This window comes from Ferrimonas kyonanensis DSM 18153, from assembly GCF_000425405.1.
Classification (GTDB): Bacteria; Pseudomonadota; Gammaproteobacteria; order Enterobacterales; family Shewanellaceae; genus Ferrimonas; species Ferrimonas kyonanensis.
On sequence record NZ_AUDJ01000029.1, the window covers coordinates 33490 to 51578 of the forward strand.

The window sequence follows — 18089 nt, forward strand, 5'->3', positions numbered from 1 at the left end:
CCATGCCGGCCACCTTTGCCGTCCGTTCTTTGCCGACCCCTCCTGGGGTCGCTTGTATGCGAACCACTATCGCACCGAAGGGATTTCTTCCCACCGGGTCAAGCTGCGCGGTGAATGCCGAGCACCATTGTCAGCAGAACGGTCACCCAGCTTTTGGGCTGCTATCTGCAGGCTATGGGTGCCGTACTTTGACTGAATGGCCTTGATGCCTGCCATCAGCTTGTCTGCCCCCTTACGCACCGGTGCATCAAACAAGCCCAGTTGACACTCATCGCGGTTACAAGGGTCAAGAGCGCCCACGGTGACCCGCCCAATAGGCACTCCGGGCCGGTAAGCCAACTCCACCGCCTTAGCCGCGGCGGTAGCCAGCTCCCTAATGTCGTCCGTTGGGTAAGCGAGCCGTAGCCGTTGACTGTGCCCCCAACGCACAGATCGGTCGAATGGGCTAGAGGAAAGCTGCAGTAGGTACTCACTGGCCACCAGGTCATGATCCCTGAGCTTTTTCGCCACGGTAGACACCCTCTCCATCACTCCCGGCATCAAGGTCACCAGGGCAACCGGCTTCTCCTTCAATGAGCGAGAGCTCATGATTTGCTGGCGATTACTGACGTCCATGTCCGCCACCCGCATGCACTCCTTACCGTTCAACTCCAGATGCGTGCGTTCCAGGGTGACGCCGTGTAATCGCCTCAGGCTGAGCCGATCGTACTGAGCCAGGTCCCACGCAGTCCGAATACCTGCTGCCTCCAGCCTAGGCGCCAACCTCCGTCCCACACCCCAGACGTCGCCGACGCTGATGGTGGCCAGCAACAGCCTGTCTGGGCGCTCCAGGATACATAGACCACGGTAGTCAGGGTGAGACTTGGCCAGCTCACTGGCCGCTTTGGCCAAGGTGATTGTGGGGGCGGCACTGAATTTACAGCCCAGCCGCAGCTCGGTCCAGATCTGCTTCCGCACCGAGCGCCCCTCACCGATGAGGTCACCACGACTTGGCAGCTTGATCAGGCTTTCGTCCACAGAATACGGGGTAGCACAGGCGCCGTATCTCTGATTCAGAAGGTCATGAAAACGGTGGCTCATCTCGCTAAAGAGCTCGAAGGTTGAGCTTCTGCGGATCAGAGCATCGCGTTGGTGCTTGGGCAGCGCATCGGTTTGCTGCCAGAGCGGAACGAACTTTTTTAAGGCCCATGGCCTTCGCCTCAGGCGAAATGGCCACCACAACGCCGTCATTGGAGCTGGTGACAATGACAGGTCTACCCCGCGTCGCAGGCTCCAGGCTTTGGATCATCGACGCATAGGCACTGGTCAGGTCGATTAGAGCCCACATGAGGACGGGGACAGTTCGGGGATGGGGTGCCAGCATCGAATGGATCGGATGACGACCCCCTCAATGGCAAAGGCGGCTGGGCCACATAGAGCCAGCCGCTCGGTTGCAGTGGCCAACTGGCCCGCTTCCACATCGAGAAAGCCTATTCGAAACTCGCCATCCACAGCACAAACGACCAGGTCACCCGTTTTGGCTTCACGGCCGCGCTCCACGATCAGCAGATCGCCTTGATGGATGCCAACGGTTGAGAATTCATTGGTATCACAGCGCATGAACAGGCTAGCCGCCGGCTTATCAATCAGTAGGGAGTCAAGGCTGAGGACACCAACCTGCATGTCTTCGGCCTGGCTTGGCCAGCCCTGGATTGGATAACTCATGATCGATCGACACCACTGTTTATTTATACAGTGGCAGTGTAGCGCCGTCCCCAGCCTTTGTCGATTACCCAAGTACGTTATAGCCAGCTTTCATCGTGCATGGACCTGCACAGATGCTCATTCGATCCGTTACTGTGCCGTGATAGTTGTAACGCACGGGTGAATGGGAGCCGTTTACTCTGTATAAAAATCCGGCTAACATTAAATTTGCTACTGTAGTTACAAGGAGTGAAATACTCATGGATGAGCCATTTAAGCCAAAGGGTGCAGATAGCAAGCAACTCAAACAAGCCCGGCAGGAAGCCAATATGTCAGCGCAATGCATGGCCGATACGCTTGGCGTCTCAAGGAGAAAAGTCCACTACATCGAGTCTGGCCGATCGGATCTGACGATCAAGGAAGCTCAGACCTGGCTACATGCAACACGGGCTCCAGTCTTGGACTTTCTTCTGTCGCATTTTCCCGCGCTCCACCTGGAGCTTAAAAAACACCTCAAGTCATAAAGGAGTTACAACATGGACGTTACTTCAGTTAATAACACGCCTGCACGCAACACCGCGACCTCAGCCAACAAGGCCGAGGAGACACCCCCAGCCAAAGAGCCGGCGACCGCAACTCCGGCCACTGACACCGTTGAGCTGGGCTCCGGAGAAGCCGCGGTAAGCAGTGGGGTGAAGTCCCCCACAGATACCTACGCATCCATTCAGGCCGGTGGCGCCGGCGGCGGCGGCAAACCGCCTAAGAAATAAGCCACAGAATGATATTTTCTATCCCAAGGAGGCTTCTCCTCGTCACAACGCCGGTGCTTGCACTGGCGTTGATTGGCTTGCTGTTTCCACCCCTCCTCGCATCACTGTTCGACTCCATCTTTATCGTGGTCGACATCCTGGTGCTGCTGTTGATTGCCGTGTTTGGGCCAAGAAACCATAACGTCTATGGGTTCCTGCTGACCTTTGCCCTATGGCGAACCCTCTGTGTTCTTATGGTGCCAGGGCTTTACGAAGCCGGGCTGATGACTTTTTTATTTGGCTGTATTGTCTTAAATACACTGGCCATTTATGCGATTAAATACCGCTTCACTTTAACTTATTGGGCAGTGAGACTAACTAAGCCAGCAGTTCGCCTAAGTGGTGAATGCAATAAGGCGTTACAGGCATATCGATTACTACCCCAGGAATGGGCACTGCTGTGGCTACTACGCATTGATATTGTTTATAATACCATCGTGATTTCCGAAACCGCTCTTGAAAAAATGAATTTGATTTCCGCAGATCCATTTTATCAAGCCTTGGATACTTTTGGTTTTATAAACTTTGTATTGGGGTTACTTGTGACTGCTTCGTTTGTTTTTGATAGAAAACATCGGGAAAACCTGTTCAAAGCCTGAATGCTAGTGCAAAAAAAAGTCCCAAAAAGCGCAACAGGTTGCGCTCTCGTCTTGAAGATTATTTCCGTTTCCTCTTAACTATCCAGTAACCATTATAATCTGATTGCTAATCACTGATGTTATCACCTGTTCAAACTCTTTCATTTCAAGTTCGCCAAATGCTCGAACACAATGTGCCGCTACCAAGTGAGATCCACTTGCTGTTGGAGTTTTTGCAGCTTTACAGGTGCGATGCGTCGCTAACTGACATCGCGGATTGGGTCATGAAGACTCAAGACCCCAAGACCATCCTCAAAATTCGCACTCAGTACACCCAGATAGAGAGCAGCACGATCATCAGCGATAGCACGGTGGGCTTTCGGCAGCAGATTATTAGCTTGGGACTAAACCGGTTGGCACAGACCATTGAGCAGGCTGTGGGAGAGAGCATTGCGTTTGGTCCGAAGTATGAGCCAAGCTTTGTCGACTTCAGCAAACACCTGAATGAGCTTGCCTCTACCATCACAGGGCAAGACTCGAAAAGTCAGCTGATAAAGACGGTGTTTCCAATCTTCAAGCTGGGCCTGTATCTGCTTGCCTTGGCCCACAAAAGCTTCCCTAACCCGATGCCTTGGCAGAGCGCAGCCAACAGCCCAGACCTGTTCGCAGGGGTCTGCAATATCATGGTGTTCACCCTGAACACCCACTTTGCCGACTCCGAGCTCATGGCGGCGGTACGCCTATGCCACCCGCGCAACCCTGACTGCATCTTCAACTCAGAGGACTGTGAAGCTTATGCACCCTAACGCCCTTCAGAGTACCCATGACGTACTAACCAGCCATGGCTGGGAGGCACATGACCAGAACAGCATTGGCCAGTGTTTGGTAAGAACGCCATATGGCGACCATGGATTCATTGAGGTAAACCACGATCCGCAGCATCACAGTGGACAGCTCAACCTTGCACTTCAGCTGGTCCTTGCTGCAGGTGACCTGGCCGTGGTTAGTGAATACAACCCAGATGTGACCATTTTCCAGGTAAAGGAGTACCTCGTGCTGAGGGTTGAGTATCTCCACCAGGAGCACTTAAAGCACAGAGCTCGGTCGTTATTAATGCTGGCGGAGACTCTATTTATAAATCTTGGAGTCAAGGGCATTAGTGAAGAGTGTTGCACAAATGCCCCGACATGAATTGAAAATAACCAAGCATGGGAATCCACAACTGGCTCATTATCCAGCTTTAACAATCGTCTCTGGATGGGGGGGAATCGAAACAGACTCAGGTTTTAAGCTTTCCGATTCATCCTCTTTACTCTTAGTTGAATTTTCATCTTCCGACTTGACTGGTTTATTCTTATCAGCTGGCACCGATTCCATTAAGTCATCGACTGACAACCCACGTTTTTGGAGGTCTTTTGAGATCTTCTTCAAAAAGGCTTCATCCTCTTGCCGACGTTTTAATGCAGCTTGCATTCCGACAATTAACCTTTTGATGTCGTTCGCACTAGCGCCATTCAAAAATAACTTAAAATTGTCCTTGTCGAACAGATCCTGATAAGTCATAGCGTATCCCTTCTGTTGATTGAATTAAGTTAACAAATACGACCCAATGCGGTTTAACAGCCACACGACTGACAGCAGGATCAACGATAACAGACAGCTGATAAGTAACACCGTCAGGGTGCCCTTGAGTATTGGCAGGAGGTAAAGCAGAGCGCAGAGCAGGATCGCCGTCATGGTAGGGGAGTGCATGCCGGCCTTGAGTGCATTCAGCCAATCGGTTCTCGATGGCCAGCAGTTGCTGCTCACTGCCGCTATTAAGATCAAAGGGACCACGGCCGTGGTGTCGCCACGGATTAGCTGTACAATGCCGACGCCATCCATGGCACCAGCGCCTCCCCCAAAGAGAAGCGGACTCGGCAGGCTGGACCATTGCCAAATAGCGATCATCGACATTGCGCCACTGAACAAGGGCCCAAGTGGTACCAGGGTACAGCCGAGTCGCTGCCAAAGGTTGCCTGGTTCATATTGGTGGCTCACACTCCCACTGGCCAAGCCTTGGTGCGTCTTAAACCAGACCACTTTTCTGACACGATGACCAAACAGCAGGGCAAAAACAAAATGCCCCAGCTCATGCACTATCACGCCCGGGACGGAGAATACCCAGCGCCCCAGATACCCAAGCCGACAAACTATGGCACGGCAAAGTAGCGATATCCCTGCAAAGCTCAGTAGCGTCAGCAGCAGGTCAATGGACACCTTACTGCACCCTACGGAGGAATTGACGGACATCTGTGGCTGCCTGACGAAACTCATCGATGGGAGATTGCAATAGACGGTCGAGATAGTCCGATTCGGACAGGTGACTGAATTTGGCGGCATTCATGACCAGATCCAGGCCTACTGTAGTCCGAAGCACCGCATCTTCAGGCATGGCCTGCTCAAGGCGAGCCAGAGCATCGTAATCTTGCTGAGAGGCAATCAGGCGAGCCCTCCCTCGAAATTCATGTTGCTGCGCGTACTGGGCCAACAGCTGGCGCTCTGTGTCGCTGGCGCCATCAAACCCCCACTCATGGAAAGCCATGCTGCTCCAGAACTGAGCAGGTTTACCATCCCAGTAAGCCCGGGCGTACTCCTTAATCAACGAGGGATCGCTGACGATGGTGCTACCCCGAAAATCGACAACGGCTATGGAGGTCGCTATCTTGGCAAACCGTTCATCGGTGGCCATGGCAACTCGCAGAAATTCGGCCATCGCCTTGTCATCAGCCTTCAGGCCCCGAAGCTGACTGGCAAAGAGGCTGGTGACCGTCAAAGGGTCGATTTCGGTTTCATAGCGAGGTTCATCCATCACCTGCGCAGCCACCACCCTCCAGTCTAACGACAGGCAACCGCCTTGGCCGCACCATGCGGTGGGCGCTTCAGTCAGATCCCTAGCCAATTGATAGCCCGCCAGTGATCCAGCGATGAACGCTGTCCCTGCGATAATGCCTCGTACTGATTTCCATGTGGTTGAACGCACAATAAGCACCTTGATTTCCATGTCGAAAGGTAATTGTGCAGTACGCCAGAGGTGGGCTTGTGCAAAAAGACACCCCAAAACTGGCTGTTCGTTGCAGTTTTAGGGTGGAAGGCTATTTCTCTCGAGCCGAGTCCAATTTGGGGGCAACCGGGGTGGAGGTAGTGGTCTTGACGGCCTGCTGCTGCGTCTTCAAAACCAGGCTGCGGTCTTTGAGGCGCTCCTGACCTTCCATCACTGAGTCTTCGGACGACAGCAATTCGAAAGCCTTGCTCGCCGATCTGGCTTTTATACAGGCGCGGCGCTGCTCGACATCCAGGAGGCCCGTGCAGGGTTCCGGCTGCGCGTGCAACACGGTGGCTAAGAAAATAATGGTGACCATAACTCCTCCTGAATTATGAACCGCGATAAGGTTTAAGGTTCATGCCTAAGCTGCTGTTGATGTCGTACACCAAATGATCCAGCCGCTGGGTCACTCGGCCGCCAACCCGCCAGGAAAACAAAGGGGTCTCGATGTCCGCCTCCGCGGTACCCAAACCGACCTGAGCCACCGACTTATCTGTGAGATGCCAGACGACGGTTTGCCGGTCACAGCCAAGCCTCTGCTTTGAGAACAGCGGCACCCGGAACCATGCGTATTGGCCGAGTAACTCTCCTTGATCATTGATGGTGAAATCGTAGTTTACCGGCAGCAGGGCCAATAACACCCCAAGGGGTAACCAGACCACTACGGGCAGTATTTGCTGGTGCCAGATCCACGAGTTCAATTGCCCGTAACCGAAGAAAACGGTGGTCAGCAAACACATCACCACCACTGCGAAAAGCAGCGGTTCTCGGATAAATAGCACCACTTTAAAGCTTCGCATCGCACACTTTCCTTGTTAAGCACCGTTCACAAGCAACGCCTTTTTAACACTTGTGAAAAGTTGCGGTTTCATTAATAGTAAACACTCTGGTGTTCAACAACAAAATAACTCGTAGGCCCGTCAATATGAGCATTCGCAGCGCTCGCTTGCAGGAAATCCAGCAGGAGCTGCTCAAAGAGAGTAACAATGATGGCCAAGCCTTCGGCCACCTATTTTGCTTACCCGCCGGCGATGACACCCACTACTGGTACGCACGTATTACCCTATCGAAATCTCAATACACCTGCCTATGGCCTGATGCCGACATTGATAAGGCCAAAGTGCAACTTGGCATCGAGCAGTTCATTGAAAGCCATGGCGCACTCCCCCTCACATTCGATGAACAACCGCCACGCCCAACCCAGCATTACCTCAACCTGGAGTCTTTCAAAACCTACCTTGCCAACCGCGGCATCAGGTCATTAGCAGAGTTCCAAAAAGTCGCGGCGCCTGCGTTCGTGCCAACGGATCCGCTTACCCACTATGGCGTCACCGAGTCCTCGCTATTCCACCGCCCCAAAGCGCGCTTCCTTTCTTTCGACGATGCTGTGAATCTGGCTCGCCAGCTTGATTGCTCTCGCTACACCGATTACAAGAAGATGTGCGAGCGTGGTGAGCGTCCTCCTGAGCTGCCGGCAGACCCAGTGACCTACTACGGCTACAACTGGCGGGGCTGGGACTACTTCCTAAACAGCCAAAGCTAACCTGCACAGCGGTATTGCCTGAAGGTATGCCGCATCGCCAGGTACACCCCCCAGTTGTTCTCGGAGATGAACTTGGCCACCGGATCGGTGGGCGCGTCCCGGCTGGCCATGATACGGTTCATTGCAGAGACAATCCCACACTGGTCGATGCCCAGCTCATGCCGGCGGATGACCGGCGCCGTCATGATGGCCTCAATCAGGTTCTTGCGGGCATTGAACTGCTCAAGGTCATAGTAAGCTACGCCAGTAACCACCTCAGAGCCGCTCTCCTTACCGGTGAAATCTCGATCCAGCACAAACCGAGTCACCCTAGGGCTGATGCTGACGAACCTTACCTTGGCATCATCATCCTTCTGAGTTTGGCTGGCATACTCAAACCGAGGAGCGCTGAGCAGGACCTGTTCCGCGATCTGCTTGCGATAGGTGTCCATTTCAAACTCCGGAGAGGCTCGATACACACCATTTATATGCTGGATCTGTACCTCAAACCGGAAGCTGGCCTCGGTTGCGTCGGCGCCCATGGCAAGCACCATGAGCAGGCTAAGCATCCATCGCATCATCTCTCACCCTCCTCTGCGGCCTGGCGAGGGTCATAGCCCTTGAGCCAGCCGTGAGTGATCTCGCCGCCCAAATCAGCCTCGGAGTACCCAAACACCCTCAGCACCTCCAGATCATATGGGTCACGCTGCAGCGGCCCCTCCACCAAGGCCTGCATGGTGATCTCAACAAGGTGCTTCAGGCTTTCATGGGGCAAACGCTCAGGGAGCTTGCCACGGCCGGCCTCGACGCCATCTTCGGGTTCGCGCACCTGGTAGTGGCTGTCAAAGTCAGCCAGGTTGCCGTGCAGGCCTTGCACAATTTCGGCGATAGGCAGCTTCTCCGGCTGATGGGCCTGGTGCTGCCCCTCCCAATACTGCACATAGTCGACCAGCTGGATCAGGTTGCTGTGGGCACCGATTGGGCTTGGCGCACCCGTGATCTGCACCCACGACGCCTGAAGCTGATTGTGGGAGGCTACCGCACGGCGGATCTCGGCAGTGGCAGCCTTAAGGCTGGCGACGGTGTTGGCCTCCAGATAGAAGTCCTGGTAGTCATCGTTGGCGACGGGCAACAGATAGCGGGAGCGGTCTTTGGTCTGCTCCTGGAATACGTGAATCGTTTTTTGTGTCAGATCCACTGGATAGCTCACCCCCGCATTCAGGGTTGCCATGGCCAACAGAGAAATCAACATACCGCCACTCCTTAGTGCTCAGGCCTGTGAGCCAGGGTATCCCGCTTAACCAGCTCGCGGGAGGCCGGAAAGAACCACCGGTTAAAGAAGTAGAACTCCTCCCCCTGAATCCACACCACAGGGGCACCATTGCGGATAGACAGCTTGGACACCCTGTCGGCGTAGGCTCGCATGTAGATGTCTGAGGCGTACTCACTCCTGGTGGAGCCGCTGGCGATGGCGTACACGGTATCTGCCTTCATCCCCAGATCCGGCACCCCCAGCACAAAGCGTTGTCCATCCGCGAAATAGGTGGTGTTAGCGTATGACTGTCGAATGCGGTGCAGAAACATCGCGCTCCCAGGGATGATCATGGTCAGGCCATCCTCGCTCATCACCCTGTAGTCCCAACCTGGCAGCTCTTTAACGTCAGCCAGAGCAAACGCCTCCACCACATGGGTGTATTGCGTTTCAGGATTGCCAGGCAACCACGCATTGCCGTCGCACACTTGCTGGTCGCGGATCAGCCTGAAGAACGCAATCTCCTCGGTCATGCTCGATGGCAAGTAGCCAGTACAGTCTTCAAAGGTGTTCAGCTGCTGATCGTACCAATGCCGGTACGGCTCCCAGAAAAAGCGAGCCAGGTTGTGCTTCTTGGTCAGCTCCGGTTTGTAGGGAAACTGGTGCAGCTGCAACAGATGTATATTGCCCGTACTAAGATCGGCGTTATATGCGGGTTTGGTCGTCACAAATCCTTTTAGGAACGATGGCACTTTGGGGTTCACGTTGGTGACAGTGCAACCACTTAAGCCACCCAGCAGCAGGGCTGTCACTAAAAAAGCGGGCATCAGTCTGCGTGTCATTGTGTCACCTCCATGTTGGTCCCTTTATCAGTAATTGGTAACAGCCCGGCTTGCAAACAAAAGCGCCTTACAAATACGGTAAGGCGCTCGGCAATGACTTCTGGTCACTGGTTTGCGGGTTTCGAAGGATCCAGCGGCGTCAGATCCGGCCCATGTCGACCGGGAGAGCCTGAGCCTCCACCGACCGGCGCCCCTGCCTCCTGGCTGTGCTTGACCGGGTCGATATGGCCAGCCATTTCACTGGCGGCCCCCATTAAGCGCTCACCATCTGCAGTACGCCCTGCCGCGACCATAGCTTCCCCCATGGCCATTAAGTGCCCGGGAACCTCTGCATATCGCTCTAGAGCAGTATGGTTGTTGTGCTCCACAGCTGTATCGTACGCATCTGTAAACCGAGACTGGAAGTCCTCCAGGTTCTCGAATTTCAGCGCATCAGGCTGGTGGGCGCCCCAGTACGTCGGAAGGTGCGGAGAGAACGCCCCCACATCCGAGGCGTCATGACCCAGGATGGCCATTCCTGCGCTAACCGCTAACCCGGCCGAAGTCTCTCCGGCATTTGCATAGCCAGCACTCAACTGAGCCTGAGCCACCGGGGTTAACGGGACGCTTTGGCCAGAGGAAGCAGACAGCATTCGAAGATCATCCAGCGCCGCCATCGTCTTGGGGCTGTTGCCGTTAATCGTCTCTGTCGCCTGGCGCCACTTGTCACCGTTTTCCACCGCTCTGTAGAAGTCCTCGCCGTAAAGCTGCTGGTAGCGCTCGGCAACATCATCCATCAGTGCCACTGCGCCGGCGCTGGCCGGATTGCTCATCAGCAGCTCAGGGCCAGGCACATCGCCTCTAAGCATCTCACTCATCAAACCGGCGTACTCCAGGCTCGACTGCCCCTCAGCGACCAGTGAAGCATGGGCATAAAGCGCTTTTTGGCTGTCAGACCACTGGCTTGATGGGCCGGAGAGATGCTCATTGAGCAGGTTCATTGCCCCCTGCCATCGCTCTTTATCCGCGCCCGCCAGGGCCTGATTGGTGTGGTTTTGGAGCTGATCAAAGTTTGGTGCCACATCGGGGTTGCCGTGGGTTAGGGCCCCGGCGATGGCCGCCACAGTCAGTTGCTGCTCGGGCAAGGATAGCGGCTGGTCGCTGTTAAAATGCGACAACGCAGCTGTGGGATAGGCTGCATTGGTCGCCGCCTCCACGTTCGCGGCTTGCACGGCCAGGGGTACCGTCTCATTCCCCTTGTAGCCATTGGCGCCATAGTGATCGTCACTCAGGGAGTAGGCGATCAGGTTGTCGTTGGCTGCCTCAACACGCTGCGCGGTTGCAAGGGACCGATCAGCAAAGCGCTGCTCGAGCTGAGCGCTAGCTTGCTCAAGCCGCGCTTTGCCACCTTCATGAGCTTGATACACCTGGTTTTCGCCATTGAGAGCAGCCTTCTCGCTCTGCAGCGCCAATGACGTGACCGCATCACGATCCCTATCAATTTTATCTGCACGCGCGGCCTGCTCTGTCTTGGCCTCGGTGGATACCTCGGAGGGCTTATTGGCCTGCTGCTGGATCTCATCTGTGAGCTCGGCGGAGCGCACCAGGGCATGCCCAAGCTGCTCGATGCCGGTACGGTTCTTGGAGTTATCGCCAATATCCTTGAGAGCTTCACCCATGGCCCTGACGCCAGCTGAGTAGTCACTGCCCTCCCCGCCTCTACCATCTGAACTCAACAGCTCAATGTTTCCTTTCTGAATGTCCTGGTACATGTCACGTAGCGCGACACCCCATGCAGCCGACCCCTGCATCTCAGGCGTGAGCTGACCGGTGGTGTTCTCGAGGCCGAAGTTGAACGACTGACGCAAGCGCTCTGCCTGTTGATATGCTGCCGAAGCCGGGGCACCATCGACGCCCAAGTTGGTCACATCTACTCGGTCCTGCAGCTTCTGCTGCTGTGCGGCCCAGGCCGCCTGAGCCTCCTCATGACGAGCATTTTCCTCTGGCGAGGCATCCGCCGATGGCGCCTGCAAAGGACTGGCATTGTGCTTCTCCAGAGCGGCGACAGCTTGCAGATGCTCATTGAGATTGCCGTGGTCATCCATCCGAAAGGCATCGGACACCAAGCCGTTTGCTTTCAAGGCATCCAGTACCTGCTCCCCCTTGATGCCAAAAAGGTTTTGCGCGAGTTCAACCGCAGTCATATTGCTGTTGATTGAGGCGTTCACCTCGGTCAGAGCCGCTTCTGTGGCCGCTTCCAGGTTGGATTTACTGGTGGTGTAATTTTGAAGTAGCGCCGCGCCATCGGTGCGAGCGTTGGTCCGGTTGGCGCTGAGCTGGTCGTTATGCACCTTGGAGTAGCGCTCCGCTTCCAGCAGATTGCTTTGATATTGCTCATTGTATTGCTGGGAAAACTGTTCGGCGGTGCTTGCGCTCACGCCGGCTTGCGTCAGAGCCTTAGTCGAGATGTCACCGCCACTCACCAACGCCGACAACGCCCCCCCAGCCTTCCCTGCCAATGCCTTAATACCTGACTTGCCATCGAAGCCCAACTTGGCCGCGAGCTCATCACGCTGCTCTTGAGTCATCTTATTCACGGTTTGCCCCAGGGCATTCAGAGACGCAGAATCCGATTTGGTGAACCCTTGGTCCAAGTAGTTACCAACACTGGTTGTGTTGCCGGCGGACAGTGCCGCCCCCCTTACATGACTCCATTGCTCATTGACTGCGTGCTGTGTGCTGGACAGCTCTTGCGATGCCTTTTGCAGTTGATTACTGGTGCTGGCTTTCATTGAGGTGCCAGTGCTCAGCCCGCCGCCCATATCCATCCCCATCGGCAGCGGATTTCGGCCAACGGCAAACTCGCCACCACCTAACATCATGACAGCGCTATCGCCATAACGTCCTCCCCCACCGTGCAAGCCGCCCATAACATCCGGCGCCACTTTATTGGTATCGATCTTGGTATCCGGGGCGGCAGCCCTCGCCACCCCCTGCAACCCGTGAATCCCGCCGTACATGATGAATGCAGCAAGCATCGGCACCAGGGTGACCAGCTTCCCTGCCATGGCCAGTTCGTCTGCCACATCATTGATGGTGCCGGCAAACATCCCCGCCTTCATCAGGTCAGGTGAGTCGAGAGTATTGTTGATGGTGATGCCGGTATACAGGTTGATGAGCACCATCACAAACGGCCAAAGGTTCACCCATAAGATCAAACCAAACATCTTGGGGGTAATTTTGGTGCCGTATTGGGGGATCACCAGCAGCACGGCCATGATGGGCGTCAGAAAGATGATTAGCCCCTCTAAAAAGCCAATAAGGTGCTGAGCCGAGGTCATCCACAGGTCACGATCACTGGCCATCTGAAACCGGCGCTGATGCAGCGCATCAAACATGGCTCCACTACTGGCATGCTCCAGCTTTGTGGTCACCCACTCCTGATAAAGATCCAGCAAGAAAAAACTTCTCGCCACCTGCAAGCCGGTATACCCCGCAAGAGGGTCAATGGCTTGAACGGCGCGCTCCACTTCAAGCTCATCAATCTCCAGGTCCTTGAGCACCGCGCCAAAACCAATACCGTTCACGAACGTCGAGATTTCATCATGGGCTTCCGGACAGGAAAGTGTGCGGGTCGCCCCAAGGTAAGTGGTGGTATAGAAGTTGTAGTTGGTCACCCGCAGCGACTCCATCAGCGAGACCAATTCGCCCTCAATAATGGTGGTCGGGCGCACCGCCGACCCGACATTGCTGACATTGCCGACGGCGTAATAGCAGCTGTCCAGATATTTGCGGAAGGTCTCCAAAAACTCACAGCTTTCTATCGAGTGACCTTGCTTGTTGCATAGATTGACCGCTACTTCACCGCCACGAATCTCGGTTAACTTAACCAGGTGTCGGTACGGATTGAGATCCGCAGCATTGGTGATCGGCGCAAACACCACACTGACGTCCTCAATGAGAAACGTCAGCGCCGAGGATCCTATAGAGCCAGCAAGGGCAGGCAGCAAGGGCACGTTGGCTACCACCTCCCCCTCACCAGTGGCAACGTTCTCAATGGTCACCGTGATCGGATTAGCCCAGGGCGCGTTATTTGGTGGTAACAGCATGACAAACATCATCACGCCGAGAATCCAAAATTTGATGGCATCCTGCTTGGGGTCGAAGATCTGTTGAAAGCGGGCAACCAGCAAACCGAGAATGCTAATGGTCGCTACCAAGCTCCAGATGAATGCGCCGTTTTCATTCCACATTGCTGCGATGCCATTGAATACCATAGACACATATTCAATGTTGCCGGTGATGTAATAGGTCGGGTTCATCCTTAATCCCCTTGCAGCTGCGCTATTGCTGAATGGGTACGGGCTTCCTCAAGCTTGCTCATATACGCCGCCCGGAGCTCTAGGTGGTCTATCTCCAGTCGCTTTGTTGCGGTCTGCAGCAGCTTTTCAGCGTCTCCGCGCAGATGCTCCTTTTCCGAGTCCAGCTGAGCGGACCTGAGCTTATTCATCAGCTCTAGGTCAAACAGGTAATAGATATCTGAAGCGATCTTCTGAATGTGCGCCTCGGCCAACAGGGTGGCCACCGTATTCGGCTCAGCCGCCCTGCCCCCATAGAAGTCGATGGTCTGCTGAACATTCAACCTTGAGGCGGCAGCGAGATTCATCAGATCAGTGCTCATGGCCGTTGCCTGGTTCTGCATGGCCACCACGATCTGCTCAAAATCCTCGATCAATTCATCGCGTATACCCTTGAAGTTGGTGGGTGCGGTCATCGTGGGGTTAACGCAGGAAACCAAGTCACCGGAGCAGTCCCAGGTTTGAAACTCATCACTGCCGTTGATGATGTCAGAGAGCGAGATCAGCGCTGGGTAGTCAATGAAATCCAGGCCTGAACTGTCGGCGCCGTTGTCGCCATTAGGCTTGAGGATCTTTATGGGCACCATCGACATCAAAAGCTGTGCCAGGCTAGTGCCGGACAAACTGCTGATCGGCCCAGAGGTGGTGTCCAGCTTTGAGCTCACAATCAAGTCCCAAATGATGTTAGAGGTGACATTGACCCCGTTATCCACGTTCTTCTGCTGGGTGTTTGTCTCAGGGTCAGTCAATGAGGACATAGGGTCAGAAAAAAAGCCCCTGGCGGCACCGGTCATACTTTGGATCGAAGTCAGCGCACCGCTCTCAATCTTGGCGCTGGACAGGCCGGTATTGTCTGCCAGATATGCCCCGGTGTTCTGGCACAGGTTGCGCATAAACTTGTTCATATCACCGATGATGCTTTGGATGTCATCGGCGATCTGCTTGCAGGTCGGGCACAAGCTGGAAATAGCCAGACTGAAGGCGTAGTACGGCGAGCCCTGCATGGCAGCACGCACCATCTGCTCCAACTGATCAGAGTTGATATATGAGAACGAGCCGCCCCACATATCCAGACCCTGGCAAGAAGCTGAAAGCCCGGGGGGCGAAAAGTTGGCCACAGGCCGGTCAACGAGGGGAATTCGCTGCATATATGAGCCCAGGGCTATGCCATTGGAATAACGGCTCGAGTAGCTTTGAGCTGGTGTTGCGTTACTGTATGCCTGATAGACATCACGAGCCATTGAGGCCTGGGCGGCGGTGCTGGTTATACTTACAACCAATGCGGCGGAGGCAATTGATAGAGTCCATTTCATTTCACGCTACTCCCTTCCTGACTGCTGTTTCAGCAGTAATAATTTCAGCTGCTGGTTTAGGTACATTTCGTTGGTTTCCAGCTCCTCCTTGTTCAGCTCAACGATCTGCTCGGCATCGGCCAGCATCATCTCGTTGTGAACCATCTTGGCCTCTTCGTACTCCGTCTCGTTGATGAGGCCAAGGCGCCGCGATGCCACTAGCAGGCGCTCCAACAAGGCATCCCGTGACAGCATCCCTTCGGCAAGCTTGATCACCTGCTTATCCTCGGTGACCAGGAACATGGTTGGCGTACCCGTGACATTGAATTGGTGAGACATGGACAGATCTAAATCCGCAACCATCGGCATCCCATACCCGGGCATGGGTCTGCCATCCTGGGCGATCAACAACACATCACCGTGATAGCGTTTAATCAGTGAATCCAGCACTGGCATTTGCTTGGCGCAGTAGGGGCAATCGGAGCGGGTAAACACCCACAGCCCTGAGCGCTCAAACACCTTCTTCAGTGCGCCGGCTTTGGCCACCTTGACCTGGGCATGCTTGGCGTTGACAGCGAACGAGTCCATCGGCCGTCGGCGCGACTCCTGCAGCTGGGTTTCGAAGAAGAAAAACTCTTTGGTGGCCGTAGAAAATCGAGAGGCGTAATCCATCATCAGGCGCTGGGCATAGTAGTAGTTCGCCAAGTTGGTATCCGTGGGCTGGTTGATCGCCTTATCTGACAACCGGGGCAAGTTCTCTTTAAGCCACTTGGCATCCAGCTGAACCATCTCCTCCTTAACGGGCTTTGGGGTGACAGCCGTGGGGGTGGTTTCAGGTTGTGGCTCGAGGTCAGGCTCAGGTTGCTCAACCGAATAGGGGTCGTACCAATAGAAGCCTTTCGGCTCATTCTTTTCTGAATAATCGGTGGCGGAAGTAGCCACCGACGTGAGCAGTGCTGCGAGTGCTATCCATCGCATTTCGAAATCCTTTGCTGGCGGTCTTATTCGATTCTGACGGACGGTGTGAACGGCTCTGTGCAGGTAAGGGGGGGCGTTTGGGTCACTTTGTTGCTTTTTTTGCCCGGCTGGGCAGTTTTTTCCGGATGTAGCAGGTGCTACAGATGGTGTCGGAGTACCTGGCCTCGATATAGAGGGCCTTGCAATGCGGCTCACTGCATTCGCAGATTTGCTCCCGAGTTTTCGGATCGGTCGCGTGACGCAACACCCGGTCATTCACATTGATGTCAACATAGCCTTCAAAGTCACGGGAAGCTGCTAGATAGTTGGTGATGCTCAGCAATTCGACGCAGCTGTGCTGACGGTGAAAATCCGCATTATCCGGATAGGCATTGCGATACAAATTGATGATGTTATTGGCTAGGTGCCAGCGGGTAATCTTGCGACTCATCCAGCTGGGAATGTTGGTTGGCCGACTGCGAGACGACCGCGGCGCCTCAGGCAATCTTGCAACACACCGGTTATAGAGGTTCCCTGGTACGCCGGCAAACAGCTCCCGGATTAGATTGCGGTTTGCTCCCAAGATGATCAGCGACATCATTAATCGCTGCTGCTCCGATGGGGTCAGCTCTATAATGGGGGTTTCGCTGGGGATATCCAGTATGCTGGTCCTTACGCGAGTAGGTGGCAGTATCATAATGGGTCCCTTAGCACGCTCGAACGGAGCGCATGTAACTCAATTCATTATGGAACAGGCTGGGGCAAAACCCCTTTCCCGTCTGCTTTTGCTGCCGGCGACGCATGGCAGCATTAAGCGCTTCGTAGTTTAAATTCACGACCATCTTGTCCAGTGCGTATCGCTGAATATCAACCGAGTTGGCGCGCATCAGCCACGAGGAGAAAATCAAATCGGCGACGCCACTTTCAGCCAGGATCACTACCCCAAATTGCTTAAGGCACTCGCGCAGCGCTTCGATGACAAGACACTGACGACTGTGCACACTAAGGAAGCCATCTTTGAGCAAGTCCATTGGAATAGTCCGGTCAATTTTTAGGAGATGGCTTTGCTGGATAAGATCTGAGATCTCATCGTCGGATTGCTCCAAGAACCACTTCATAGTTCGCATGTTTCTCTGGGAGCCCACAAACTCATTCAGCTCAATAGTTCGACCCGCGCTTTTCAGGTTTTGGGCGGCAGTTTTTATCGCCAATACTAGGTCGAGTTGCTCCCGCTTGAAATCGTCTAGGGCCGTGGTTTGAGCTCCAAAAATCAGATTGTCGATATAGCCTTTCTCATTCAAAAACATAACCGCCCTCCCTGGCTGCCAAGCTGAACTGAAAGTTGGTGTCTGAGGGTATATGTATACTGGAAATATCGGCGTATAAACTGCGTTTTGGGATGTTTTGAAGGGGCAGATAACAAAAACAAATAAAACCAATGAGTTAGCAAAACATCGCAAAACAGCAAAAAACAAAAGACATTAATATCAACAGCTTATGCCCGTAAAAAATTCCACGTCTATTTAATTTGTGACGCTGATTTCACACTATCTGTGAACTTAACGATTAAAATCCGAAAATCGCCTTTTTGTCGAAGTCATTTTTTCAGAGTATGCAAATATGGCGTATAGCGAAATTTCCTCTGTGAAATTAACTGAATTTCACACAATTAGATGTGCGAAAAACTGCACATCCGCCTATCGATCCTGGCTCCCCGCCAAGGGGAAAAAAA

General features: G+C 54.2%; 21 protein-coding genes. 5 read left to right on the top strand and 16 right to left on the bottom strand.

Features of this window, described 5'->3' with window-relative positions; translation table 11 throughout:
- Positions 1 to 66: 66 nt before the first annotated feature.
- The 3 genes from H598_RS0110940 to H598_RS24055 are packed head-to-tail and all read right to left on the bottom strand — an operon-like array spanning position 67 to position 1704.
- On the bottom strand, positions 67 to 1203 hold the full coding sequence (locus H598_RS0110940) for a DinB/UmuC family translesion DNA polymerase (RefSeq protein ID WP_425402358.1): 1137 nt from the start codon (positions 1201 to 1203) through the stop codon (positions 67 to 69).
- Positions 1085 to 1363, bottom strand: coding sequence for a Y-family DNA polymerase (locus tag H598_RS27175; RefSeq protein ID WP_084144426.1), 279 nt, complete (start codon positions 1361 to 1363; stop codon positions 1085 to 1087). The genes H598_RS0110940 and H598_RS27175 overlap by 119 nt, the downstream gene beginning before the upstream one ends.
- Positions 1315 to 1704: a LexA family protein gene (locus H598_RS24055; RefSeq protein WP_051252668.1), complete on the bottom strand. Its 390-nt coding sequence runs from the start codon at positions 1702 to 1704 to the stop codon at positions 1315 to 1317. Before H598_RS24055 ends, H598_RS27175 begins: the two co-directional genes overlap by 49 nt.
- A 239-nt stretch (positions 1705 to 1943) precedes the next feature.
- Here H598_RS24055 and H598_RS0110950 point away from each other — a divergent pair, with 239 nt between their 5' ends.
- From H598_RS0110950 to H598_RS0110965, 4 genes are all read left to right on the top strand, one after another.
- On the top strand, positions 1944 to 2207 hold the full coding sequence (locus H598_RS0110950) for a helix-turn-helix transcriptional regulator (RefSeq protein ID WP_028113056.1): 264 nt from the start codon (positions 1944 to 1946) through the stop codon (positions 2205 to 2207).
- Between the two features lie 12 nt (positions 2208 to 2219).
- Entirely contained in the window at positions 2220 to 2453 is a 234-nt protein-coding gene (locus H598_RS0110955; RefSeq protein WP_028113057.1) for a hypothetical protein, read from the top strand.
- A gap of 8 nt (positions 2454 to 2461) precedes the next feature.
- On the top strand, positions 2462 to 3091 hold the full coding sequence (locus tag H598_RS0110960) for a hypothetical protein (RefSeq protein ID WP_156897005.1): 630 nt from the start codon (positions 2462 to 2464) through the stop codon (positions 3089 to 3091).
- A 263-nt stretch (positions 3092 to 3354) separates the two neighbouring features.
- Entirely contained in the window at positions 3355 to 3876 is a 522-nt protein-coding gene (locus H598_RS0110965) for a hypothetical protein (protein WP_156897006.1), read from the top strand.
- A gap of 424 nt (positions 3877 to 4300) precedes the next feature.
- Here H598_RS0110965 and H598_RS0110975 read toward each other — a convergent pair whose 3' ends face one another.
- From H598_RS0110975 to H598_RS0110995, 5 genes are all read right to left on the bottom strand, one after another.
- Positions 4301 to 4633 (bottom strand): hypothetical protein, encoded by a 333-nt coding sequence (locus H598_RS0110975; protein WP_028113061.1) that lies wholly within the window; start codon positions 4631 to 4633, stop codon positions 4301 to 4303.
- A gap of 24 nt (positions 4634 to 4657) precedes the next feature.
- Complete coding sequence (locus H598_RS0110980) at positions 4658 to 5329, bottom strand: M50 family metallopeptidase (protein WP_035415818.1); 672 nt, start codon at positions 5327 to 5329, stop codon at positions 4658 to 4660.
- A 1-nt stretch (position 5330) separates the two neighbouring features.
- Positions 5331 to 5936 (bottom strand): hypothetical protein, encoded by a 606-nt coding sequence (locus H598_RS26760; protein WP_169629251.1) that lies wholly within the window; start codon positions 5934 to 5936, stop codon positions 5331 to 5333.
- A 268-nt stretch (positions 5937 to 6204) separates the two neighbouring features.
- Positions 6205 to 6471 (bottom strand): hypothetical protein, encoded by a 267-nt coding sequence (locus H598_RS0110990; RefSeq protein ID WP_028113064.1) that lies wholly within the window; start codon positions 6469 to 6471, stop codon positions 6205 to 6207.
- A gap of 13 nt (positions 6472 to 6484) precedes the next feature.
- A complete protein-coding gene (locus H598_RS0110995) occupies positions 6485 to 6955 on the bottom strand; it encodes a hypothetical protein (RefSeq protein WP_028113065.1) in 471 nt (156 codons plus the stop codon).
- A gap of 125 nt (positions 6956 to 7080) precedes the next feature.
- Here H598_RS0110995 and H598_RS0111000 point away from each other — a divergent pair, with 125 nt between their 5' ends.
- Positions 7081 to 7698 (top strand): hypothetical protein, encoded by a 618-nt coding sequence (locus tag H598_RS0111000; RefSeq protein WP_028113066.1) that lies wholly within the window; start codon positions 7081 to 7083, stop codon positions 7696 to 7698.
- Here the strand turns inward: H598_RS0111000 and H598_RS0111005 are convergent.
- The 8 genes from H598_RS0111005 to H598_RS0111040 all read right to left on the bottom strand — a co-directional run bounded on the left by H598_RS0111005 (position 7695) and on the right by H598_RS0111040 (position 17664).
- Positions 7695 to 8258 carry a hypothetical protein gene (locus tag H598_RS0111005; RefSeq protein WP_028113067.1) on the bottom strand — a complete coding sequence of 188 codons (564 nt, stop codon included), beginning with the start codon at positions 8256 to 8258 and terminating at the stop codon, positions 7695 to 7697. The genes H598_RS0111000 and H598_RS0111005 overlap by 4 nt on opposite strands.
- Entirely contained in the window at positions 8255 to 8929 is a 675-nt protein-coding gene (locus tag H598_RS0111010) for a hypothetical protein (RefSeq protein WP_028113068.1), read from the bottom strand. The genes H598_RS0111005 and H598_RS0111010 overlap by 4 nt, the downstream gene beginning before the upstream one ends.
- Before the next feature lie 11 nt (positions 8930 to 8940).
- A complete protein-coding gene (locus tag H598_RS0111015; protein ID WP_028113069.1) occupies positions 8941 to 9771 on the bottom strand; it encodes a hypothetical protein in 831 nt (276 codons plus the stop codon).
- 104 nt (positions 9772 to 9875) lie between these two features.
- A complete protein-coding gene (locus H598_RS0111020) occupies positions 9876 to 14072 on the bottom strand; it encodes a conjugal transfer protein TraG N-terminal domain-containing protein (protein ID WP_028113070.1) in 4197 nt (1398 codons plus the stop codon).
- Positions 14073 to 14074: 2 nt separating this feature from the next.
- Positions 14075 to 15421 carry a conjugal transfer protein TraH gene (locus H598_RS0111025; protein ID WP_028113071.1) on the bottom strand — a complete coding sequence of 449 codons (1347 nt, stop codon included), beginning with the start codon at positions 15419 to 15421 and terminating at the stop codon, positions 14075 to 14077.
- A gap of 6 nt (positions 15422 to 15427) precedes the next feature.
- The gene (gene traF, locus H598_RS25980; protein WP_169629253.1) at positions 15428 to 16378 is read right to left on the bottom strand and encodes a conjugal transfer protein TraF; all 951 of its coding nucleotides are present in this window, start codon (positions 16376 to 16378) and stop codon (positions 15428 to 15430) included.
- Positions 16379 to 16460: 82 nt separating this feature from the next.
- Complete coding sequence (locus H598_RS26765; protein ID WP_028113073.1) at positions 16461 to 16958, bottom strand: hypothetical protein; 498 nt, start codon at positions 16956 to 16958, stop codon at positions 16461 to 16463.
- Between the two features lie 106 nt (positions 16959 to 17064).
- A complete protein-coding gene (locus tag H598_RS0111040; RefSeq protein ID WP_028113074.1) occupies positions 17065 to 17664 on the bottom strand; it encodes a hypothetical protein in 600 nt (199 codons plus the stop codon).
- Positions 17665 to 18089 lie beyond the last annotated feature (425 nt).